Genomic DNA, 23,200 nt, shown 5'->3' on the forward strand with positions numbered 1-23,200 from the left:
CGCGGCGCGTTGCTTTTCTTCCCGTGGCGTACATTGCGCTTGCTCTTGAAGTGGAAGAAGTGATTAGTAGAAGCCATGCAATTCTATGTAGCCACCATGATCGGCCGCGCCGCTCTAAGGCTGGTTGACCGCCTGGGGTCAATCGGATTGCTGCTTTACCAAGTGACCGCATGCATGTGGTCCGGCAAATTCCGGATGCGCGTTCTTGTGGAGCAAATTGCAAAAATCGGGGTGCAGTCCCAGCCGGTGGTCATCATCACCGGCGCGTTCACCGGAGCCGTGCTGGAAGCCCAGACCCTGTTCCAGCTCCAGACGGTGAGGATGGAAACCATGGGGGGCGCCGTCGTCGCCGTGGGCATGTTCCGGGAACTGGGGCCCGTCATTACCGGGCTGATGCTTGCGGGCCGCGTCGGGTCCGCCATGGCAGCGGAAATCGGGACCATGAAAGTCACGGAACAGGTAGACGCCCTTAACTCCATGAACGTGGACCCGGTGGACTACCTGGTGAAGCCCCGCATCCAGGCCATGCTCATTTCCATGCCTATCCTGATGATGGAAGCCGTGCTGGTGGGCATCGCCTCCGCCTACATCGTCAGTATCACCTCCTTTAACGTGGACCAGGCTTACTGGATGCACTTCATGAGCAAATTCGTCACCATGGGGGACATCACCGTGGCCCTGGTCAAAGCCCTGGTCTTCGGCCTCATCATCTCCACCATCTCCTGCCGGGAAGGCCTGAACACCACGAACGGAGCCGTTGGCGTCGGCAAATCCACCATGCAGGCCATGGTGTATGCCTCCGTGGCCCTGCTCATCGCCAACTTCATTCTGACCATGATTCTCAATTCCATCTTCCCCATGGGATTCATGAGATAACCCTTCCGCGCCGCCATGCAGCCATTCATCCGCGTCCACCAGCTCAAGCAAAGCTTCGGTACCCAGGAAGTGCTGAAAGGCGTGAGCTTTGACGTGGGAAAGGGAGAGCTGATGGCTCTGATCGGCGGGTCAGGGGCTGGAAAAAGCGTCATCCTGAAACATCTGGACGGCCTGATGGACCCGCTGGACGGCTATGTGGAAATAGACGGCAGGCGCATCAGCGGAGCGCCGGAAAAAATCAAGAAGCAAATCCGCGGTAAAATAGGCTTCATGTTCCAGCAGGGGGCACTCTTCGACTCCCTCAGCGTAGGGGAAAACGTCGCCTTCCCGCTGCGCGAGGAAGGAATCCGGAATGAAAAGGAGCTGGACGCGCGCATCTCCGCCGCCCTGGACTCCGTGGACCTGCTGGGGCAGCAGGAAAAAATGCCGGCCAGCCTCTCCGGAGGCATGATCAAGCGCGTAGCCGTAGCCAGGGCCATCGTCACCACACCGGAATGCCTGCTGTATGACGAGCCCACCGCAGGCCTGGACCCCATTGTCACGGACAGCATCAGCTTCCTCATCCGGCAAATCTGCAAGGACAAGGGAATCACGACCGTCATCGTCTCCCATGACATGCCCAGCGTGATCCGCATTGCGGACAAAATCGTCTATCTCAGGAACGGGGAAGTTTACTGGACGGGAACCCCGGAGGAGCTGCTGCATTCCAGGGATGAAAACCTGCAAAGGTTCCTGTACGGGGATTCCGGGGAAGACTGGGCCTCCCTGACCGGCAGGCATGAAAACTTTCAACGGGTTCTGCTGGAACGGGCGGAACGTGAACGGAAACAATAACCATCTTACCACAGAGCCATGAAGCAGAAACTTAAGCCGGAAACCTGGGTGGGCATCTTCCTGATTGCCGGAATCCTGATGATCATCGGCGTCATCCTGGGGTTCGGCAACATCAAGACCTCCAAGGAGCAAACCTACCCCATCAACATCATTTTCAAGGACGCGGCGGGCCTCATCAAGGACTCCCAGCTCCGCCTGGGCGGCGTTACGGTGGGAAAGGTCACCAAGGCGCCCGAACTCCTGCCCTCCGGCAATGAAGTCATGCTGGAAGCCAGCATCCTGAGCGACGTGAAAATCCAGGAAGGCTCCGTCTTCCGCGTGGACATGCAGAACATCCTGGGAGACAAGTACATCGACATCGTTCCCCCGGCACGCCCCACGCACGAATACATCCCGCCCCATGCCACCATCATCGGGCAGCCTGAAAGCGACTTCAGCAAGATCAAGAATAACGCCGTGGGCGCCACGGAGGAAATACTGAAAATCCTCAAGCAGATTGAAAAAAATTCGGACAACATTGACGAGGCCATTCTCAACATCGGGGAAGCGGCCAAAGGGCTGGCCCAGACCACCAAGCTGATCAATGAAGGCATCCTGAGCCGGGAAAACCTCCGGCACCTCAACAGCGTGCTGGCTCAAATGAACAAAGCGGGCGAACAGCTCCCCGCGACAATGGCGGCCATGAAAGACACCGTCAGTGACGCCCGCAGAATCATCGCCGGAGCGGAAGAAAAGCTCAACAGCCTGGACCCCGCCATCAAGGAAATCCCCCCCACGCTGACCGCCCTGCGCAAGGCTTCCGAGCAAATCGCCTCCGTCACGGCGGACGCCCGGAAAAACCAGGGCTTCCTGGGGCTGCTCATGTACGATGCGCGCTTCCGCGCCAATGCCCAGGAATTCATCCGTAACCTGAGGGACTACGGAATCCTGCGGTACCGGAACCCGAACGAGCCCCAGGCCAAACCAGACCCCCGCGGCGGTTTTTCAGGAAGCCGCCGCTGAGGAACGCGCACAATTCCGGGTGAAGCCGCTTTACACACTTGCCAATAGAGGGAAGCGTGCTAAATAATTCCCAATGTGAGAGGCGAAAACATGTAAGCCGACATGTTTTTCAACAGGAACCAACCCTTAACACTCTAATCAACCATGCAAGACAACCAAACCGAACTTGAACCGACCGCAGCAGCAAACGACACCGCCTGCTCCTGCCCTTCCGCCCGCGAGCTTGCCGTAACCAGATTTCAACAGGCCAGGGCCTTCGCCGCGGCCAAAGTAAACCAAATCCGCAAGGCGGCTACGGAACAGGCCAGCACCATCCGTGACTACGCCCAGGAAAAAGGAGAAGTCATCCGTGACAAGGCCAAGAAGTTCCATGAAGCGGGCGAAGAATACGTGAAGGAAAAACCCACCCAGTCCGTGCTGATCGCCATGGGCGTGGGCCTTCTGATCGGCATGCTCATCCGCCGCCGTTAACCCTCATTCCGCGCCATGCGCATCAAGCGCATGGCGCCCTCACCCCTTCAAACCGAGCCATGGGACTGATTGACAAACTCAAACGCACCTTCGTCGCCCCCATTGTGGAGGAAAAGGAAGAAGGAGCGGCTATGGTCCGGTCCCTCCGGGAAACCGGAGCGGCGGCGCTTGACCATGTGGAAGCCCTGGCCGCGCTGCTCAAGCTGGAACTGGAGGAAGCGTCCAAAAGGCTGGGCAGGAAAATGGCCCTGCTCCTGCTGGCCGCCTTTATGGCCATCTTCGGCTATCTGTTCCTGTGGTGCTTCCTGACCATGGTCATGGCCCACTTCTGGGGAATCATTGCCGGACTTGCCGTAACCACCGGCATCCATCTGGTGGCGGCTGCCGTGGCCCTCATCCTTTTCAGCCGAACCCATGTAACGCCCATCGCCCCGGCGACGGCGGAAGAACTTAAAACGGATTTATCATGTCTGCAAATGGCTCTCAAGAAAAGCTCGCACTCCTGATGCGGGTGGCTTCCTCCCGGCTGGATATCGTCAATGAGACGGATACCCTGGTCCAGAAGACGCAGCAGCAGGCCGACCACTTCCGGAAGCTGAAAAAAAAGGCCATGTCCCTGCCTGTGATCGGCTCCATTGTCGGCACGGTGGGAGGCATTCTGCTCATCCGCATGTTTACGGGAAAAAAAAGCCATCCGGCGCCCCCGCGTCCGCATGTTTCCGGAAGCTGGATCAATTCCCCTATCTTCCGTTTCATCATTGAAATCCTGGTAACCCTCGCCTTCCCGTCCCTGAAAAAAATGGGCTTCGACCTGGCAGGCAAGAAATTCTTCAACCTGTTCAAGTAACAGGATTTTCCGGTCGATGCGGCGCAGCCTTTTCAAGCCGCTGCTTTAAAAAAGAACTCAGGAATTCCGCTGTTGCGGGAGAAATGTCTTCATATCCCTGCGGCGTCAGATGCGCGCCGTTCCGGGAATATCGTCCCCCCCTGCAGGACAACTCTTCATGCAGACGGCCGCGATACCTCATAAAATAACGACCTGTCGCCAAAGAAAACAACGCCCCTTTGTTCATACGTACCTCGCCAGGCTGGACAGGCATTTCGGCATGGTCCATGCGGCGATATTGGAATGAAACAGGAGACCAGGGCATGCCTGACCCCAAAAAGGCATCGGCAGCTCAATTCCCCTTTCCAGCGCTTTCCGCCATGAACAATTCCTGCCAAAAATAACAGGGCACAATCAGGAAAAAAGCTACCTGGCCATGAAAGGGAGGCCCCAATATAGGAAGACGACCATCATGGCGGAAACATGGCCTTCCCAGTCATCGCGGCGGCGGGGAATTTGGAAATGTTCCTTCCGTGTCCCCGTTCGGAGGAACAGGAAAAATTGATGAAGAAAGTCATTTAAAACAATATCCCGACCTTTCCCCCGGAGGCAAAAATGCAACCGCGCCATAGACTTGTCCTCAATGCCGCCATTTCACATTTAACCATGAAAACAGCAGCGGGATTGCTGTCGGCTCTTTCCGCCATGCCAAACGTATGCCTCTGCCGGGAAAGTCCGTGAAAAACCGCGATCCCTCAGGATCCGGTTCCCGAAACGGCAGAAAAACATAAATGCTCTTTCCCGCTCCCGGAAATAAACTTTTGCGAGCCTTCCTCAAGGCTTCTCTCCAAAAATCCTCCCCCGCCACGGGACGGCACAGGGCCGCCTGCACAGAAATCATTTCCCAAACATTTTTTGCTGGTCAAAAAAGCCCCGTTTTCGTTAGTATGTAGCTTTATCAGTTTGCTGCATTCACAACATGAGCGAATACATTTTGCCCCACGTCGACGGATATCTTAAGCTTGGACAGGACTTTGACTGTTCCGATATCCACCTTGCCGTCAACAGCCGCCCCACCTGGCGCCGGTTCGGCCAGCTTCTCCCCATCTGGGAGGAAGCGCCCAATCTCACGCCCCAGGACACGGAAGTTCTGGCGAGGGGCTTTCTGGAAGACCCGGAATGGAACCGCCTTCAATTAAAGGGGGACGTGGACTTTGCCTATGCCAACGACTTCGGACGCTACCGCGCTTCCGTGGTCAAGCAGCGCCTGGGCTATGACATCTGCTTCCGCATCATCAACACGCGGGTGCGCACCATGGAGGAAATCGGCCTGCCGACGGAATACGTGGTGCCCCTCACCCGCTACACCAACGGCCTCATTCTGGTGACGGGCTCCGTGGGTTCCGGTAAATCCACCACCCTGGCCTCCATCGTGGACTTCATCAACCAGGACCGCCACGACCACATCATCACGCTTGAAGACCCCATCGAATACCTGATTCCCTCCAAAAACTGCCACGTCAACCAGCGTGAAGTGCACAAGCACACGGAATCCTTCGCGCGCGCCCTCCGCGGGGCCCTCCGTGAAGACCCGGACGTCATCATGGTAGGTGAAATGCGCGACCTGGAAACCATCTCCCTGGCGCTCACGGCGGCTGAAACCGGCCACCTGGTGCTCGGCACCCTGCACACGGGGTCCGCAGCCCGCACGGTGGACCGCGTGCTGGACGTCTTCCCGGTGGAGCAGCGCGACCAGATCCGCATCATGGTCAGTGAATCCCTGCGCGGCATCATCTCCCAGCAGCTCGTTCCCAGGGCGGACGGCAACGGCCGCGCCCTGGCCATTGAAATGCTGGTCAATACACCCGCCATCGCCAACTGCATCCGCGAAGGAAAGACATTCATGATTCCCGGCTGCATCCAGACCGGGAAGGCCCAGGGCATGATCCTGATGGATGACTCCCTCCGGGCGCTGCACCAGGCAGGTCTCATCACCACGGAAGACTGCATCTTCCGCGCGGAAGACAAAACCATCATGAAATCCTTCCTGGGAATCAAGTAACCTTTAACTTTGACACACTCCTGTTATGGCTGTTATCGACCAATACTTCAAATACCTCGTAGAAGCGGGCGGCTCCGACCTTCACCTCAGCGAAGGCCAGCCTCCGAAAATCCGCGTCAACGGGACCATCTCCGCCATCTCCGACGAAAACCTGGAAGGCCAGTCGTTCAAAAACCTTCTCGCGGAAATATGCGACTCCCAGGCCTTCCAGAAATACCTGGAAGAAGGGGATCTGGACTTCGCCTATGAAATGGATGAAACCTCCCGTTTCCGCTGCAACTACTTCAGGCAGCAGCACGGCCTGGGAGCCGTCTTCCGTCTCATTCCCACAAAAATCGCCACGCTGGAAGAACTGGGCGTGCCCACGGTCGTCAAGGAATTCGCCCACATGAGATCAGGGCTGGTGCTGGTCACGGGGCCCACGGGCTCCGGTAAATCCACCACCCTGGCCGCCATCATTGACTACATCAACAGCAACCAGGCGCGGCACATCATCACGGTGGAGGAACCTATCGAATTCGTTCACCCCAATAAAAAATCCATCGTCACCCAGAGGGAAGTGCCCCTCCAGACACCCTCCTTCGCAGACGGCCTGCGGGCTTCCCTCCGTGAAGACTCCGACATCGTGCTGGTGGGTGAAATGCGCGACCTGGAAACCATCTCCCTGGCACTCACGGCGGCTGAAACCGGCCTTCTGGTATTCGGCACCCTGCACACGAACAACGCCAGCAAAACCATTGACCGTATCATTGACGTATTCCCGTCCGACCAGCAGTCCCAGGTACGCACCATGCTTGCGGGCTCCCTCCGCGGCGTCGTGGCGCAGCTCCTGATGAAGCGCAGCGACAAGCCGGGACGCGTAGCCGTCAATGAAATCCTCTTTGCCACGCCCGCCGTGGCGGCCATCATCCGTGAAGGCGCCACGCAGAAAATCCCTGACGTCATCGTCGGCGGAAAGGCCATGGGCATGCAATTCATGGATGACGCCATCTGGCAAAAACTCCAGCAGGGCGTCGTCTCTCCGGAGGAAGCCTACATGAAGTGCATTGAAAAGAAGAGGTTCCGCAACTTCCTTCCCCCGGAATCCGTCCGTCTGGCAGACTCCGGCGGTGGAAACTAGGCCCTTTGCTCCTTCCCTGTCCCTCCCATGTCCCCCACTGGAAAATTCACGTTCAAGCTCGTGATCTATGGAGCATTCCTGCTCTATCTGGTGGGGGATTTGTTTCTCTGGCACGGCTTCCTGGCCGGCAGGATGGACGCCTACCTGAAACCGATGCCGGGACCGCCCGGAGACAACTCCGCCCGGATTGCGGAAGTTTACGGCGAACCCGTCACCGCCAACCAGCTCTCCCGGAGGGTTGCGGAACTCCGGCTCCTGCGCCAGCCTCCCGTTCTGGACATGGACGGAGGCATCAGGCTCACCCATGAACTGGACGTAGCCGGAGACCTGGCTCCGCGGGCCAGGTACGATCTGATCGGCTCCTCCCTCCTGCGCCTGAAAACCAGCGTCAACGACCTTCAGCTTCCCAACCGCAATGCGGAAGCCGCGCACGCCGCGGAACAAATCCGTTCCCGCTTTGACGGGAACACGGAACAATACCTGAAAACCCTGCATGACCAGAAATTCACGCAGCAGCAATTCCAGGAAAAAATAGCGGCGCGGCTCAAGCAGACGGAACAGCTCTACCGGGCGACCGCCCAGGCGGCAGAGCCGTCCGACGAAGACCTGAAAACCTATTATGATTTGATCCGGGACCAGCTTAAAACCCCTGACCTCCGGAAAACCAGGCACATCTTCCTGGCTACCCTTCACAAGGATGAAACCCAGGTCAAACAGGCGGCGGAAACGCTGCTGGCGCGCCTGCAAGGCGGGGAAACCTTCTCCCGGCTTGCCAGGGAATTCAGTGAGGACGAGCGCTCCGCGCCCGCAGGCGGGGAACTTGGCTGGGTCAGCCCCGCCCGCGCACGGGAAACCCTGGGCCTGGAGCTGGCAAACGTTCCCGACAACAAGCCGGTGCTTCTTAAAAGCCGGTGGGGATGGCACCTTGTGGAAGCCTCCCCCCTCAAAAAAGGAAGTATCCCTTCCTACGAAGAAGCGCTTCCGGCCCTGAGGAATGCAGCCCAAAGCCTCAGAAAAGCGCAGGCCGTGGGGCTGTACATGGAGGGCCTTTTTGAAGAAGCCCACCTCAGGAGCCGCATTAAAAACAAGCGGGATCGCTGATGCCCCAGTTCCAATGAGCGCCCCTTCCTCCTTCATTACAGGCATCTCATTAATCCGCATCATCCTCTGCCTGATGATCTGCGCCTTCCACTGGGCGCGCTGGTCGCCCGTTGCGGGCTCCGTGGGCGTGGACTGGTTCATCGTCCTCTCCGGATTCCTGATGACGTTCACCCTGAAAGAAAATTCGTTCAGTCCGCCCTCCTTCTACATCTCCAAATTTGCGCGGCTGTGGCCGCTCCTGTTCACGGCCATCCTCCTGTCCAGCCTGGTCTCCTACAAGGAGCAATTCCAGCTGGACAACCTGCTCGGCGTCCTGCTGGTTTCCTTCGGCGGCAATCAATTCATGAACCTGCACACGGGAGACAATTATGCCTTATGGTACATGAAGCTGGAAATCCTCTTCGTCCTTATCTTCCCTCTCGTGGCCTATGGAAGGAAACGCCTTCCCCTGCTGCTGGCGCTGGGCCTTGTAACCGCTGTCGCCTGCACGTTCCTGGAACCCGTCGCACGCCTTTACTTCTTCCCGCCCTACCGTTTATGGCAATTTCTCGCCGGCTGCTGCGCGGCACGGCTCTATAAAAAACACGAACGCTTCTTCCGGTGGAGCCCGGCTGTGTTCTCCTTCGGGGTGCTCTACCTTCTCTACCAGACTTTCATCGGCGCCTTGTGGGGCTCCGGCGGGAAAGTTGCCTCCCTGGCCTTCCTCCTTCCCGACACGCTGATTGCCGTGCTGACCATCGCCAGCGCGTGCTCACTTGCAAAATCCCCTCAGCCGCCGGCTGTTAAAATTCCAGCGGTGCTCATCCATTTGACCAACCGGGCCAGCCTCCTGACCTATGCCGTCTTCCTGCTGCATGTTCCCCTCCTGCAATTCATGCAGTACATCTGGCCGCAGGACCGGTACGGAACCCGTCCCATCCTCTTCTGGATATGCGCCGCGCTCCTGTTGATTGCCGTGGGAGCCGCCATGCATTACGGCATTGAACAACCATGCGGAAAATGGCTTTCCTCCCGCTTGAAACGTGCCTTTGCCAGAGTCCGGAACATCAAATTCACCGCTCTTTGAACTGCCGTCCGCTTTCTACGGGAATACAGGCATTCCTTTTCCCGGTTCCCGTATTGCGCCGTCTCCCGGCCCTTTCCGGAAAAATGAATCTCCCCCCCTGCGGCAGACTTCCGCCGGACAGGAAACGGCGGCATGCGGAGAAGGAACACGAAATCTTCCATCTTATTTGCGTTGCCTGACGAATTCCTCTTGCTTTCAGGCGGCGGATGGAATAGATTCCCCCCGGTATTTTCCACGGGGTATTAGCTCAGTTGGTAGAGCGTCTCGTTCGCAATGAGAAGGTCAGGGGTTCGAATCCCCTATACTCCACCATCCATCTCTCTTTCCCGCCATTGTCTTTTATGCGGGAATCACGGGCAGCCCTATGAATGGTAATTTATTTAAAATTGTACTGATTTCAGTAGTTGCCATTCTCCTAGCCATCATAGGCGGTGTCATGTCGGCGGATGGAGACCCCTTTTCCATCGCCCTGGCTGTTTCCCCCTTCCTCCTGGCCGTCCTTTTCCTGATGAAGGAAAAGGTATGGTACCTGTGGATATGGCTTCCCCTGCTCTTCCTGCCCATACCGGAACTAAAGGACTACGCACCCCTCTTCGCCTACGGCATTACCATTCCCTTCTACTTGTGGAATGCCATGCTCAAGCGTTCAACCCTGACATGGAATGCCGCCCCTCTCCTGGACGCTGTCATTCTCGTGCTGTTCATGCATGTGGGCTACGTCTTCCTGAGCCACCCCTTCGGCCTGGGCCTGAATGTGCTGGAAGACTACTACGGGGGCAAGGGATACGTCCTCTTCCTTCAGGCGCTCCTTGCCTATCTTTGCCTCTCCTCCCTGAAAACCACCAGCAATGAACTGGGAAAGGTGCTTCAATGGGCCGTTTTTCTGACCATTATCTTCACGCTGATCTCAACCGCCCAGGGCATCCTTTCACCGAATTCTGCCGGAGCGAACCCGGCGGCGGCCGCAGTCTCGGCAAGCGCCGCCTCCGAAGACACGCGGCAATCGACCTTCCTCCAAATTTCCCTATTGGCGGTTCAACTACTCATCATCAACTACTCCGTATGGCAGATGATCAAACGTCCCTGGTGGGGCGCCCTTCTTGTCCTTGGAACCATCGGAGTCCTGTTTAGCGGATTCCGCTCCTTTATTGCGCAGCTTCTGCTCCTGTTTTTCACAATATCTCTGATCTACAAAAGATGGTTCTTCTGCATCCTGGTTCCCATCTTCGGAATGCTTTTGCTTCTGCTCCTCTCCTCCTCAGGAATGCTCCATTCCTTTCCTTACGGTATCCAGCGCACACTTTCAACCCTTCCTTTCCTGGATGTCAGCATGCAAGCCAGAGTAAACGCGGAAGCGTCCATGAACTGGCGCTTTGAAATGTGGGAATGGGCTCTGGACGACCGCGAACACTTCATTCAGGACAAGGTATTCGGAGACGGCTTTTCACGGGATATCAGCATCGTGAAAGCCAACATCTATGAGGAAGCCTACAACCTCAGCCAGGACCAGTCATCCTTTGCCTGGAACGGGCTATGGCACAGCGGCCCCATTTCCACCATTCAAACGCTTGGCTACGTGGGGCTTTCCCTGTACCTCATTCTGTCCGTCATCGGCATGACCTATGCATGGATCGTCAGCAGAATCTACCGCAACCACAAATACAAGCTGGGCATTCTTTACGTTTCAACCGTCTACTTCATCAAGCCGCTCACCTTTCTGCTGATCTTCGGGGATAGTACCACCATCTCCATGGACATCATCTCCCTGGCCATCATCAAGGTACTCTTCTCCTGCGCCAAAAAGGAAGGCCTGTACGTATCCCTCCACATCCGCAAGGAATACATGCCGCTCATTATCCGGAAGACGGAGGCAAAACCGCAGCCTGCCGCCGCGCCCGCCATTTCCGCCTGACCGTTCCGCCCCTACTCCGGAAAAACGGGCGCATCTGATGCTTGAGGCTGGACTAATTCAAGGGGAGTTGCTACCTTTCGATGCGTTTCCTCTTCTCATGGCAGCAGACTCTCCTCATCATATCATCGGCCTCATCCCGTCACGCTGGGGGTCCTCCAGATTTCCGGGCAAGCCGCTTCACCTCATTGCAGGAAAACCGCTTGTCCAGCACGTATGGGAACGCGTTTCCCGCTGCTCCCGCCTTGACGACATCGCCATCGCCACGGACGACCAGCGCATCTTCGACACCGCCGTGGCCTTCGGCGCCAAGGCGATCATGACCTCTCCGGACCATCCCAGCGGCAGCGACCGCCTGGCGGAAGCGGTGCAAGCCTTCCCCTCCGCCACTCATGTGGTCAATATCCAGGGAGACGAACCCCTCATTGACCCGGCCCTGATTGACAGGCTGGCGGACGCGCTGGTTTCTGACGGGGCCCTGTCCATGGCTACCGTGGCCTGCCCCATCAGCGCGCAGGAAGACCTGGACAACCCGAACATCGTCAAAGTGGTCCTGGCCGGCAACGGCGACGCCCTGTACTTCTCCCGTTCCGTCATTCCCTATGCCCGCCATCCCCGCGTCACCCCCCCGCTGCGCCATCTGGGCATTTACGCCTACCGCCGGGACTTCCTTGAAAACTACGTGCGCTGGGAACCCACCCCCCTGGAACAAACGGAATCCCTGGAACAACTGCGCGCGCTGGAAAACGGCGCCAGAATCAGAGTCATTCTGACGGACCATGTCAGCGTGGGCGTAGACACGCCGGAACAGGCGGCCCAGGTGGAACAAATCTTATTAAACATACATTAAGAACCATAATCATGAAATACATCTTCGTCACAGGTGGTGTTGTCTCCTCTCTCGGCAAAGGACTGGCGGCGGCATCCATCGGTACTCTGCTGGAACGCTGCGGTCTCAAGGTCACCCTTCAAAAATTCGACCCCTACTTGAATGTAGACCCCGGCACGATGAGCCCGTTCCAGCACGGGGAAGTGTACGTCTTGAACGACGGGGCGGAAACGGATCTGGACCTGGGCCATTATGAACGCTTCGTCCATTGCAACCTCTCCCGTCTTAACAACCTTACTTCCGGCCAGGTCTTTGAAAGCGTGCTGCATAAGGAACGCCGGGGAGACTATCTGGGTAAAACGGTTCAATACATTCCGCACGTCACGGATGAAATCAAAAACCGCCTTTATGAAGTCACGGAACAATCGGACGTGGACATCATCATCACGGAAATCGGCGGCACGGTAGGGGACATGGAAGGCCACATCTTCCTGGAAGCCCTGCGCCAGTTCGCGCTGGAAGTGGGCCGCGACAATGTCTGCTTCATCCACGTCACCCTGCTCCCCTACATCAAGGCCGCCGGGGAAATGAAAACGAAGCCCACCCAGCAATCCGTCGCCAAGCTCCGGGAAATTGGTATTCAGCCGGACGTGATCATCTGCCGGACGGAATACGATATGAGCGAAGACGAAAGGAGGAAAATCGCCATGTTCTGCAACGTGGAAGCCAAAAATGTCATCGCCTTCCGCGACGTTAAAAACACCATTTACGAATGTCCTCTGGACCTCAGCCAGGACAAAATAGACCGCATCGTCACCAAGCGCCTGGGGCTGGACGTTCCCGCTCCCAACCTGGCGGACTGGCAGCGTTACGTGGGGCGCGTCATCAGCCCAAGCCACTCCGTAAGGATTGCCGTAGTCGGCAAATACATCGCCCTTCAGGACGCTTACAAATCCATCTATGAATCCTTCACTCATGCCGGTGCTGAAAATGACACTCGCGTGGAAATCCTCCGGATAGACGCGGAAGAAATTGAAGAAAAAGGAGCGGATGCCCTGATCGGTTCCGTGGACGGCATTCTGGTGCCGGGCGGCTTTGGAGACCGCGGCATTGAAGGAAAAATACAAACAGTGGAATATGCGCGCACCAAGGGCATCCCGTTCCTGGGCATCTGCCTGGGCATGCAGGTAGCCGTCATTGAATACGCACGCCACATCTGCGGCATGGACGATGCCAACTCCACGGAATTCGACCAGAAATCCACCCACCCCGTCATCAGCCTTCAGGAAGAGCAGAAAGGAATCAAAGCCATGGGGGCCACCATGCGCCTGGGCTCCTATAAAGCCCTGATCCAGCCCGGAACTCTGGCGCACAAGCTGTACGGCAAGGACAGCGTCACGGAACGCCACCGCCACCGTTACGAATTCAACCCGGCCTACCGTGAAGAACTGGAAAACGCAGGCATGGTCATCAGCGCCGTTAATGATGAACACGGCCTGGTGGAAGTCGTGGAACTTCCCTCCCATCCCTTCTTCATTGCCTGCCAGTACCATCCGGAATTCCAGTCCGCACCCAACCGGGCTCATCCGCTCTTCTCCGGTCTGGTTTCAGCCGCGCTGGAACACAAGAGCCGCTCCTGACCCTTCACCCAGCCCGGGGCCTTTTCCGGAAACCCTGTTCCGGAAAAGGCCTTCTCTTTCCAGGCATGTTCACGGACCTCCTTGTCATCGTCGTCTACTTTCTGGCTATCTTCTGCATTGGCATCTATGCGGGACGCAGGCAGAACTCCCTGACGGACTATGCCCTGGGCAACCGCTCCCTGCCCTGGTGGGCCATTCTGGCCTCCATCCTGGCGGCGGAAATCAGCGCGGCCACCTTTCTGGGGGCTCCGGGGGAAGGCTACCATACCCGCAACTTCACGTACGCCCAGCTCTGCATCGGCACTATCCTGGGCCGCATCATCGTCGGCAAGCTCTTCCTCAAACCCTACTATGACTACAAGGTGGTCTCCATCTATGAATACCTGGAAAAAAGATTCGGGCTCCTGACGCGCCGCACGGCCTCCATGGTCTTCCTGGTCAGCCGGGTGCTCGCCAGTGGAACAAGACTTTACTTTGCAGGCATTCTGCTGGTCATTGCCTACCAATTCATGACGGACACCACGGCGGACGCCAACCAAATTGTCCTGCTTTACATTGCCGCGCTGGTCGTCATCTCCATCGCCACCACCATTTACACAGCCATCGGCGGCTTGAAAGCCGTCGTCTGGACGGATGTCCTCCAGGCCGTCGTGCTGGGCGTCTCCATGCTCTCCGCCCTGTGGGTTCTCTTCTCCCACATTCCCGGAGGGTGGAACTCCATCTCAGCCGCCATGAACGGAGGGGACGACTGGAAATTCTTCTCGTGGGGCACCAAGGAAGGCCTGGACTTCCTCCAGCAATGCGCCCATGTCCTGGGTCAGGAATACACGGTATGGGCAGCCTTCCTGGGAGCGACCTTCATCACCATGGCTACACACGGCACGGACCAGGACATGGTGCAGCGGATGCTGGCCGCAAAAAGCAGCAAGGCGGGAACGCGGGCAGTCATCGTATCCGGGCTGCTGGACTTCCCCATCGTCATCGTCTTCCTCTTCACGGGCATTCTTCTCTACGTCTTCTACCAGTACAATCCGGCGTCCCTCCCCGCAGACACGCCGCAGCTCCATGTCTTCCCTTACTTCATCATCCATGAACTGCCCAACGGCATCCGGGGGCTGCTGATCGCCGGGCTCCTGGCAACCGCCATGGGTTCCCTGTCCACCGCTCTCAACTCCCTGGCAACCACCGCCACCAAGGACTGGTACCAGGGAGTATTCAAACCGGAAGCCACGGAACGTCAGCTCCTCCGGTGCGTGCGCTGGGGAACGGCCGGCTTCTCCCTGCTGCTCATCCTCGTCGGTTCCATCACGGCGTGGTACGTGGTGCACCACCCGGAAGTCCGCATCATTCAAATCGCCCTGGGCATCTTCGGCTACACCTACGGCTCGCTGCTTGGCATCTTCCTGCTCGGGATGCTGACGCGCACCAGAGGAAACGATTCAGGAAACATCATTGCCATGGCGGCAGGCTTCCTGGTCATTGCCTTGCTGACCGAACTCATCCCCCTGCCCGCCGACTGGAGGCAATATATTCCGGAAATAGCCTTTCCATGGCGCGTAACCATCGGCACCCTGGTCACCTTTGCCGTCGGCTTCGGTTTCAGGAGCCGCCACATCTCCGCACGCTGAACGGCATCCGCCGTTACCCGGCTTGCGTTCCGGCTTTCCCCTATTAAGGAAACTTGAAACCTTATTGCAGTTTCAGGACATCCCGTTATCCATTCGACGCCTCATTCTTCTGAAAGGCATGTTGACCACCACTCCTTTGCCCATAAAAAATGCATTCTCCAGCAGCGCTCTTCCCGTTACCGGAACAGAAAAGCAAAAATGAAGGTATTCTTTGCAAGTCTCCAACATATGAAACCGGCTGTGGAATAAACTACCGCTTTTATCTTTCCAGGAAGGCCCCCTCCTTCTATCCAACGGCACCTATCCTCTCCCAAGGAGAGGAAAAGAAACCTGGTTAAGAAATCGTCACAATCAGCAACGCATTGGCAGAATTACAGTTGTGCAACACCCCCACTTCCCGTCTTCCATCCCGTCCCTATTGTCTAAATAGTCCATCTTGTCTACCGGCAGAACCCCGCCGTAAAAACAATCCCTTCCCTCCCTCTTCCCTATTCCTCCCCCTTAAGCACAAAAAGAGCCGCTCCCCGTGGATGGGAAGCGGCGCTGGCCGGGAAGAAGAAAAAGAACTCTCTCTTTTATTACACCTCCTCGGGAGACAGCCAGCGGAAGGAGACGATGTTGAACTTCCTCCCGAACGCCTTGTTCACCGCGCTCAGCTCCGTCTCCTCCAGCGCTCCGCTCTTCATGTTGATCTTCTTGACCGGCGTCTCCGGGCTGTCCACCGGGTCCACGTAGTTGATCCCCCTCTGCACCACCGCCTCGCACCACGCCCGCGACAGCACCACACCCTCGCGGTTGGTCAGCTCCCCGTAGGCCCGGATCGTAAACGTGTCGTCGCGCGTCGTTAAAATATTGCCCAGCACCGCCAGCACGTCGGACTGGATCAGGTAGCCGGGCGCCGCCGTGTACACCGATCCCTTGGCCGCGTCCTGGTTCGGGTACCCTCCCTTGGGCGTGATGACCATGTCGGAGAGTTCGTCAAAGGTGCTGTTGATGGAGCTTTCGTCGATGGCCGCCTGAAGCGCCCCCTTCACCCCCATCTCCCCGCTCTGCAGGCGGCGGTTGACGAAGTCGGACATGTTCAGGAAGGGGCCCCTCTTCTTGACCTCCTGGACCATGTTCCGGGCCAGGGACTTGATCTGCGAGTCGCTGAGCGTTCTGAGGTCGGACCACGCCATGGCCTCCCCGTCCGGGACGCCCTGGGTTACGCCCACCGAGCCGTAGTCGTCCACGTGGGACTTGTCGCTGCTGGCCACCCCGAAGCGGGAGAAGGCCGTCTGGCTGTTGTTGAGCACGGATGGGGTCCCGCTCCGGGAGTAGAGGAGCTTTCGCTTTTTGAGCCCAAGCAGGGTGGCTTCCCATGCGCGCTGGGAGGTGGAGTTGACGTTGAAGCCCCCGGCCACGGTGAGGTACTTGGAGGCGTGCTTGTAGCCTTCGTCGGTCTTGGAGAGTTCTTCGACGACGGCCTCGGAGGGCTTGCCCTGGAGGTCGGGCACGAAGCGCCTGTTGGCAATGCCGGCGGCCCTGTTGGAGGAGGCGTCCGTGGAGAAGGCCTGTTGAAGCACGGTTTTAAGTTCCTCCCTGCCCGTGCCTCCGATGCTGGAGGGGCGCGCGGCCAGGGAGGAGGCGAACCAGGAGTCCCAGAGGGCGTCGTTGACCATCAGGCCGTGGTCCCAGAAGTCGCCCAGGGAGGCGTCTCCCATGATTTCATTGTGGGAGAAGACCTTGTCGGGCGGGAGCATGGGGTCGGCAAAAGCGTTGCCGATCCCCACGCCCGGCACGCCGGACTGGTAGGCGAAGCGCTTGGCGACGGCCGCCTTGGAGTCGCTCCTGTACCATCCCGGGGTGAGGCGGCAGCCTGCGAAGCCGGCGAGGCTGGAGGGCTGCTGGAAGGGGAGTTCCGCGGCCACGATCTTGTTGACCTGCTCGGCGCCCGGTCCGCCGAAGGGGGAGAGCCTGGTGCCGTCGTTGGAGAGGATGTTGGAGATGGTGATGGGGAAGAAGTCGCTGTTGGCATTTTTGACTTCAAACTGGTAGGGGCTGTAGAGGCGTCCGAGCTCGGAGGCGGTGGGCATCTGCCCACCCCAGAAGAGAGGGCTGGAGTGCTGCCATGTCTTGGCGCGGTAGTCCTTGCCTTCCGGGTAGGCTCCGATCACCGGAGGCTTGCCCCATTTGACCGATACCCCGTAGTAGGCGATGAAAAGAGCGTCCGGATCCGCCTCGCCATAATAGCCCTGCCTTTCCTTGTTCTCTTCCGGTCCGGTATTGTTTTTCCACATGTCCGCCGGGAATTTGATGTTTTCAAGCAGAGGTTTTTCCCACGCGCCCCAGTTCAGGTTCAGCACGGCGGGCATCGTCTTGGAGAAGATGGCGGGGTCTGCCGTATTGGCGCCGTTCAGCTTGGTGGGTTGTCCCATCTGCTCCGCTCTCATGAGACCGGCCCCCATCGTGAAGGTTCCCAGTTTTTTGGAACCGGCTCCGAATTCGTCCGTATATTTATGGCTGAGGATGTGGTCGGAGGGTGTCCGGTCGGCGGTCGTGCCGGACCAGCCTTTCAGGTCGTCATCATTCTGGGCGAAAATGGCGGAGGCCATGAACGGGTCTCCGTCCAGGTACTTGTTGCCGTCAAAATTCTGGTATTTCAGGCCGGAGTACATGTTGACGGAGTAGCCTGTGGTCTGGGCGGAATCCAGGGACCAGCCTTCCTTCATGGCAAAGTTATCCGTTTTAATGTCAATACCATTATCTTTGGACCGGTAGACGGAGTTGCCGTGGAAGGGGTTGGACACGTCATCAATCAGGGGAATAGGCTGAGCGAAAATGACGATTTCTCCGGCTTTCAGGGTAGAAGGATTACCCTTGTTGGTTGAGCCGTCCGACTGGTAGGTGACTTTGTCACGGAAGGACGCGCCGAAGTCCGCCACCTGGCGGTCGTTTTTGTTTATGGCATTTTGAACGTAGGGAGTCAGGGGATGTTCCGTATAGTTGCCCATGGCCCCCACACCGCCGCCGTTTTTGATGTTGTGGGAGAACATCAGGGGCATGAAGCGGTGTTCGCCGAAGTAGGCCCCCCATACTTCTCCATTGGCCCCCTGGAATTTCATGTCTACGTTGTATGGGTTCCACCATACATAGACGGGAATGACGGAGAAGGCCAGATTGATGAATCCGCCATTTACGGAGGGATTCTGGCCGTTTGTTCCTTCGAATCTGGCGTACTGGACGCCGACGAAGGAGTAGAAGCGCAGCAGAATAGGATGGCGCATGTACGTGTAGCGGTTGTCCATCATTTCCATGTTCGCTGTGGCGTCAGACGCAATCAATGTGCTGGGGGAGGTCCCGTTCCACTGCAATGTGGCGGAAGCGTCCTGGCCTTCCCTCTTCGTGGAGGAGTCCCACACGTTGGCCCACAGGAAGAGCTGGTTCCAGGAGGCAATGGGCCGGTTCTGCTCGGTCGGGCTGCCGTCCTCGGACGTATACGGCCGGAGACCGATGTCTGCGGTGTCGCTACGGAATTCCTCAGGCAGCTTTTCTTGAGAGAATATGATATTCAGGTCTTTTTTCAATCCACCGAATTTAGAATCCGATTTTTCTTATAAATACCATAATATAAGATTTTAAGAACTGATTATCATAAAAATGCATTCTCCCCGCTTCCTTCCTCCTTCCAGATGGTTTCTCCGTCAATTTATTCTGCCTGCAATGCGCTTGTTTGAAGCAATTTTGAGCTTGCATGGACTGCCTCTTTTTTGTATTGACTAGAGTTAAGAATTGGCTCTTCGCACCTTCGTGACAGTGGGGATTTTTATACCCTCAAACTTGAGCGGAAAAGTGCACGCCGGAACCCACCATTTTCATGAAGATTAAACATTTCACTAAACGTCCTATCAGGCATGTCAGCAAAGGTTTTGCCCTGATTGCCACCATCACCCTGATGATGCTCCTGGCCCTTCTCAGCGTTGGCCTTCTCACCATCGCATCCTCACAGGTCCGCATTTCCGAAAAACAGCTCTTTGCCGCGGAGGCCAAATCCCTCGCCAGGTTTTCCCTGGAAGTGGCCCTCGGGCAGCTCCAGTGTGAGCTGGGGCCCGACCAGCGCGTTTCCGCCAACTCGGGCATCCTTTCCTCCGGCGCCAGCGAAGGCAACGCCCCGTACATCCTGGGCGTCTGGAACAGCTGGGATACCTGGCTCAACAAGACTAACTCCCAGGGCATGAACATTTCTTCCACCTACGATACGGGAAGAAAGTCCATGTTCCGCCGCTGGCTCATTTCCGACCCGGACCTGCGCAGGCTCAGCACGCTGGAAGCGGGCAAAAGCCTGCTGGGCAAACGTTCCCTTACCAACCAAAATTTCCGCAGTGTCGCCTTGGTGGACCATGGCACGGTGGGAACGCCCGTAGGCGCCAAGAACCAGGACAAAAAGGAAATCTACGCCCGCATGGTGCGCGTGGACGATTCCTCCAAGACCATGGGGCTGAAAAAGAACGCCAACTCACGCAAATACATTGCGTGGTGGGTAACGGGAGAAAACCAGAAGGCGCGCATCAACCTGATGCCGCATGCCTCGGAAGAAAGCACGGATGCCCTGACGGTGATGCGCTCCACGTGGGACACGCCCGGTCCTGATTTGGAGCCCCTCAACCTTTCTTCCATGATGGCATCGAGTTCCGGAAACGACATGTCCACAGTCAGAAAACTCATTTCCCTTGATTCTCTGCTGGCTAACAGTAAAAACGGCCGGCTGAAAGACTTGGGAGAGGTGTACCATGACATCTCCCTGGTTTCTTCCAGCCTGCTGACGGATTCTAAATTCGGAGGTCTTAAAAAGGACCTCAACATTATGTTTTCCCAGGAAAAGCTGCCTGAGGACTTCCGCGGAGACACCTCGGATATCGGTCTCCGGCCGTATACGTCCGAGGACGGAAACCCATCGGAACAGAACCGCCCGATCGGTTCCTGGAACCAGCTCTACCTGTGGGCCAACGTGTGGGACTCCTCCACGAAGAGGGACGGACAAGATTCTTCCGCCACCCTGCAATGGAATGGGCGCACCCCCAGCACATTGATTGCGGCGGACTCTGCGGCCAGTATGGAAATGATGGACAACCGCTACACGTACATGCGCCATCCCATCCTGCTGCGCTTTTATTCTTTCGTGGGACTTAACTATGTCAAACACGGCAACAAGCATCCCAACCGCGGTGGATGGATTGACTTCCGTATCGCCGTCATTCCGGTGTACGTCTGGTGGAACCCCTACAATGTGGATATGAAACTGACCGGAGCCGACGGCGGCGTCTGGGGCGCCTACTTCGGTGAACACCGTTTCATGCCCCTGCTGCTTTCCCACAATATCAAATTCGCATGGAACCAGCTGGATGAAGGCCAATTGTCCAATTACGGGGAATCCTGCCTGGTCCCCTACTTGAATGCTTCTTATAACAACCGCCAGGTAGCCGACTTTGGCGCCTCTTTCCGCACCACATCCAAACTCAGTGGAGATGGGGCCACGATCAAGGGAGAACCTTCTACCTTGAAGGCTGGAGAAATCGTTGTCTTTGCCCAGCCGGTCGTTTCCAACATTGCCAATGGCAATGAGGTTTATAAGACAAAACCCAACAGCGGTGATTTCAAACCGGACAGGTTCCCGCTCAAGGAAGGTTGGTCCCAGGAGCCTGGCCAGGTCAGCTCCTATGCCGTCAACCTGACGGACGGTGTTCGCTACGAACTGCTGGACGGCAGTGGATATAATCAGCAGGGCATCGCCAAGGCTTCCATTATCTTCGCGGAAGATACCAGCCAACTCAATGGTACGCCCGATAATCATGTCCTCGCCGTCAAATACGGGGACAAGGGAGCATCAAAGGCCTTGGGAACCTTCGTCATGGGGGCCGGTCTCATGAATCCCAACAAGATGAACAGCTCCTCCTCCCTGAATGGGAAAAACACGGCTGAAATCGACATCTTCGCCAAAACCATGCCGGCTATCCTCAACCTGAACTGGGGCGCGTGGGAAAAACCTCTGGTCGACCAGATTAAGCTTCCGGCGGAAATGTGGGAACATAATGAAGGAACCGATGAAGAGGCCAAGAAGTCGGGCCAATACGGAACTCCCTCTTTGGATTCCACGTTCATCGCCTACTACGGGGTATCGGTCAAATGGGGCAAGCCTCCGGTGATCGGAGCCTACCCGGAAGGCAAGGACTACCGCGCCAAGACATGGCAGCACTCCAGCCCTCTCTTCTGGGGTGGGCAGATGCCCACCGCCTCCGAGCTCGGACGCCTCTACAGCCCCTACCAGTTTGAAGTCAAAAATGCCAACAGCGACTTCTTCCCCATCACCATCTCCAACATCCTCTCCAACGACGGCACCAGGCTCTCCCCCTTCGGCGGACCGGGCGCCGAGCAGGTCAACAAGATCGTGGCCGCGGAACTCCCCTTCCAGCAGCCCTCCAGCCTCGCCGGCTTCGCAGGCTGCCGCCTCACCCCGGGATGGTACAGGAGCGACTCCAAGGCGGCCGTCGCCAAGCGCTTCGCCTACCAGTCCGGCGTGCCGGGCGTGGGGATCGGCAACGCTTTTGCCGACCCCATGCTCCCGCCCGACAAGGTCTTCTCCCACAATGAAATCATGGGAGACGCCTCCCTGGGCGACTTCTGGGACCACGGCCTGATGGTCAACGACGCCCTCTGGGACTCCTGGTTCGCCTCCTCCCTGGCCGCGCGCCCCTCCAGCATCGGAGGCACGGGCAGGGAGGAACTTAAAACCGTGCTTCAACAGGCCTTCTCCACGGACGCCTCCTCCAACAGGGCCGCCGGCATTGCCAACAGGCGCTTCGTGCCCGACCTCCAGGGCAAGCCCTCCGAGGCCGTCGTCGAAGAACTCTCCAAGACCGACGAAGGCTACAAGCACGCCTCCAAGTACCTCACCGTGGCCGGGGGCTTCAACGTCAACTCCACCTCCCAGCGCGCCTGGGAAGCCACCCTGCTTGGGCTCAAAAAGCGCAAGCTCCTCTACTCCCGGAGCGGGACCCCCTCCGTGCTCAACAACAGCCAGACGGCCTTCTCCCGCTTCGGGGTGGCCAGCAGCGACAAGTCCCACGTGGACGACTACGGCTCGGTGGGCGTAACCCAGGGCATCCCGGACGGGGAGGCATGGCGTGGTCCGACCTCAGAACGCTCAGCGACTCGCAGATCAAGTCCCTGGCCCGGAACATGGTCCAGGAGGTCAAGAAGAGGGGCCCCTTCCTGAACATGTCCGACTTCGTCAACCGCCGCCTGCAGAGCGGGGAGATGGGGGTGAAGGGGGCGCTTCAGGCGGCCATCGACGAAAGCTCCATCAACAGCACCTTTGACGAACTCTCCGACATGGTCATCACGCCCAAGGGAGGGTACCCGAACCAGGACGCGGCCAAGGGATCGGTGTACACGGCGGCGCCCGGCTACCTGATCCAGTCCGACGTGCTGGCGGTGCTGGGCAATATTTTAACGACGCGCGACGACACGTTTACGATCCGGGCCTACGGGGAGCTGACCAACCGCGAGGGTGTGGTGCTGTCGCGGGCGTGGTGCGAGGCGGTGGTGCAGAGGGGGATCAACTACGTGGACCCGGTGGACAGCCCGGAGACGCCGGTCAAGAAGATCAACATGAAGAGCGGAGCGCTGGAGGAGACGGAGCTGAGCGCGGTGAACAAGGCGTTCGGGAGGAAGTTCAACATCGTCTCCTTCCGCTGGCTGTCTCCCGAGGAGGTGTAATAAAAGAGAGAGTTCTTTTTCTTCTTCCCGGCCAGCGCCGCTTCCCATCCACGGGGAGCGGCTCTTTTTGTGCTTAAGGGG

Annotated in this window: 18 protein-coding genes and 1 tRNA gene; 17 read left to right on the forward strand and 2 right to left on the reverse strand. The window is 57.7% G+C overall.

Annotated elements, in window-relative coordinates; genetic code table 11:
* Positions 1-75: 75 nt before the first annotated feature.
* From M8N44_RS07665 to M8N44_RS07690, 6 genes are all read left to right on the forward strand, one after another.
* Positions 76-876, forward strand: coding sequence for an MlaE family ABC transporter permease (locus M8N44_RS07665; RefSeq protein WP_022397524.1), 801 nt, complete (start codon positions 76-78; stop codon positions 874-876).
* Positions 877-891: 15 nt separating this feature from the next.
* On the forward strand, positions 892-1,710 hold the full coding sequence (locus M8N44_RS07670; protein ID WP_022397525.1) for an ABC transporter ATP-binding protein: 819 nt from the start codon (positions 892-894) through the stop codon (positions 1,708-1,710).
* 18 nt (positions 1,711-1,728) lie between these two features.
* Positions 1,729-2,712 (forward strand): MlaD family protein, encoded by a 984-nt coding sequence (locus tag M8N44_RS07675; RefSeq protein ID WP_022397526.1) that lies wholly within the window; start codon positions 1,729-1,731, stop codon positions 2,710-2,712.
* A 144-nt stretch (positions 2,713-2,856) separates the two neighbouring features.
* A complete protein-coding gene (locus M8N44_RS07680; protein ID WP_022397527.1) occupies positions 2,857-3,183 on the forward strand; it encodes an ElaB/YgaM/YqjD family protein in 327 nt (108 codons plus the stop codon).
* Between the two features lie 59 nt (positions 3,184-3,242).
* Positions 3,243-3,689, forward strand: a complete 447-nt coding sequence (locus M8N44_RS07685) for a phage holin family protein (RefSeq protein WP_022397528.1) — start codon at positions 3,243-3,245, stop codon at positions 3,687-3,689.
* On the forward strand, positions 3,650-4,030 hold the full coding sequence (locus tag M8N44_RS07690; RefSeq protein WP_146017947.1) for a hypothetical protein: 381 nt from the start codon (positions 3,650-3,652) through the stop codon (positions 4,028-4,030). Before M8N44_RS07685 ends, M8N44_RS07690 begins: the two co-directional genes overlap by 40 nt.
* Here the strand turns inward: M8N44_RS07690 and M8N44_RS07695 are convergent.
* Positions 4,023-4,298, reverse strand: a complete 276-nt coding sequence (locus M8N44_RS07695) for a hypothetical protein (RefSeq protein ID WP_146021211.1) — start codon at positions 4,296-4,298, stop codon at positions 4,023-4,025. The genes M8N44_RS07690 and M8N44_RS07695 overlap by 8 nt on opposite strands.
* 690 nt (positions 4,299-4,988) lie before the next feature.
* Between M8N44_RS07695 and M8N44_RS07700 the strand changes: the two genes are divergently transcribed.
* The 9 genes from M8N44_RS07700 (at position 4,989) to M8N44_RS07740 (ending at position 15,364) form a co-directional block, all read left to right on the forward strand.
* Positions 4,989-6,071: a type IV pilus twitching motility protein PilT gene (locus tag M8N44_RS07700; protein WP_022397530.1), complete on the forward strand. Its 1,083-nt coding sequence runs from the start codon at positions 4,989-4,991 to the stop codon at positions 6,069-6,071.
* A gap of 25 nt (positions 6,072-6,096) precedes the next feature.
* Positions 6,097-7,191 carry a type IV pilus twitching motility protein PilT gene (locus M8N44_RS07705; RefSeq protein WP_022397531.1) on the forward strand — a complete coding sequence of 365 codons (1,095 nt, stop codon included), beginning with the start codon at positions 6,097-6,099 and terminating at the stop codon, positions 7,189-7,191.
* Between the two features lie 27 nt (positions 7,192-7,218).
* Positions 7,219-8,292, forward strand: coding sequence for a peptidylprolyl isomerase (locus tag M8N44_RS07710; protein ID WP_102729152.1), 1,074 nt, complete (start codon positions 7,219-7,221; stop codon positions 8,290-8,292).
* A 13-nt stretch (positions 8,293-8,305) separates the two neighbouring features.
* Positions 8,306-9,358: an acyltransferase family protein gene (locus M8N44_RS07715; protein ID WP_022397533.1), complete on the forward strand. Its 1,053-nt coding sequence runs from the start codon at positions 8,306-8,308 to the stop codon at positions 9,356-9,358.
* 236 nt (positions 9,359-9,594) lie between these two features.
* Positions 9,595-9,670: transfer RNA gene (locus M8N44_RS07720), tRNA-Ala, on the forward strand.
* A gap of 124 nt (positions 9,671-9,794) precedes the next feature.
* Positions 9,795-11,270, forward strand: a complete 1,476-nt coding sequence (locus M8N44_RS07725) for an O-antigen ligase family protein (RefSeq protein WP_102729154.1) — start codon at positions 9,795-9,797, stop codon at positions 11,268-11,270.
* Positions 11,271-11,367: 97 nt separating this feature from the next.
* Positions 11,368-12,117, forward strand: coding sequence for a 3-deoxy-manno-octulosonate cytidylyltransferase (kdsB, locus tag M8N44_RS07730; RefSeq protein ID WP_102721039.1), 750 nt, complete (start codon positions 11,368-11,370; stop codon positions 12,115-12,117).
* Positions 12,118-12,128: 11 nt separating this feature from the next.
* The gene (locus tag M8N44_RS07735) at positions 12,129-13,736 is read left to right on the forward strand and encodes a CTP synthase (RefSeq protein ID WP_022397536.1); all 1,608 of its coding nucleotides are present in this window, start codon (positions 12,129-12,131) and stop codon (positions 13,734-13,736) included.
* A gap of 65 nt (positions 13,737-13,801) precedes the next feature.
* Positions 13,802-15,364 (forward strand): sodium:solute symporter, encoded by a 1,563-nt coding sequence (locus tag M8N44_RS07740; RefSeq protein ID WP_022397537.1) that lies wholly within the window; start codon positions 13,802-13,804, stop codon positions 15,362-15,364.
* Between the two features lie 578 nt (positions 15,365-15,942).
* On the opposite strand, the gene M8N44_RS07745 is transcribed toward M8N44_RS07740, so the two are convergent.
* A complete protein-coding gene (locus tag M8N44_RS07745) occupies positions 15,943-18,930 on the reverse strand; it encodes a hypothetical protein (protein ID WP_249853076.1) in 2,988 nt (995 codons plus the stop codon).
* A gap of 290 nt (positions 18,931-19,220) precedes the next feature.
* Here M8N44_RS07745 and M8N44_RS07750 point away from each other — a divergent pair, with 290 nt between their 5' ends.
* Both M8N44_RS07750 and M8N44_RS07755 read left to right on the forward strand, forming a co-directional pair.
* A complete protein-coding gene (locus M8N44_RS07750) occupies positions 19,221-22,616 on the forward strand; it encodes a hypothetical protein (RefSeq protein WP_249853077.1) in 3,396 nt (1,131 codons plus the stop codon).
* The gene (locus tag M8N44_RS07755; protein ID WP_249853078.1) at positions 22,520-23,119 is read left to right on the forward strand and encodes a hypothetical protein; all 600 of its coding nucleotides are present in this window, start codon (positions 22,520-22,522) and stop codon (positions 23,117-23,119) included. Before M8N44_RS07750 ends, M8N44_RS07755 begins: the two co-directional genes overlap by 97 nt.
* Positions 23,120-23,200: the final 81 nt, after the last annotated feature.

Origin of the sequence: Akkermansia massiliensis, assembly GCF_023516715.1 — a bacterium.
Lineage (GTDB): Bacteria > Verrucomicrobiota > Verrucomicrobiia > Verrucomicrobiales > Akkermansiaceae > Akkermansia > Akkermansia massiliensis.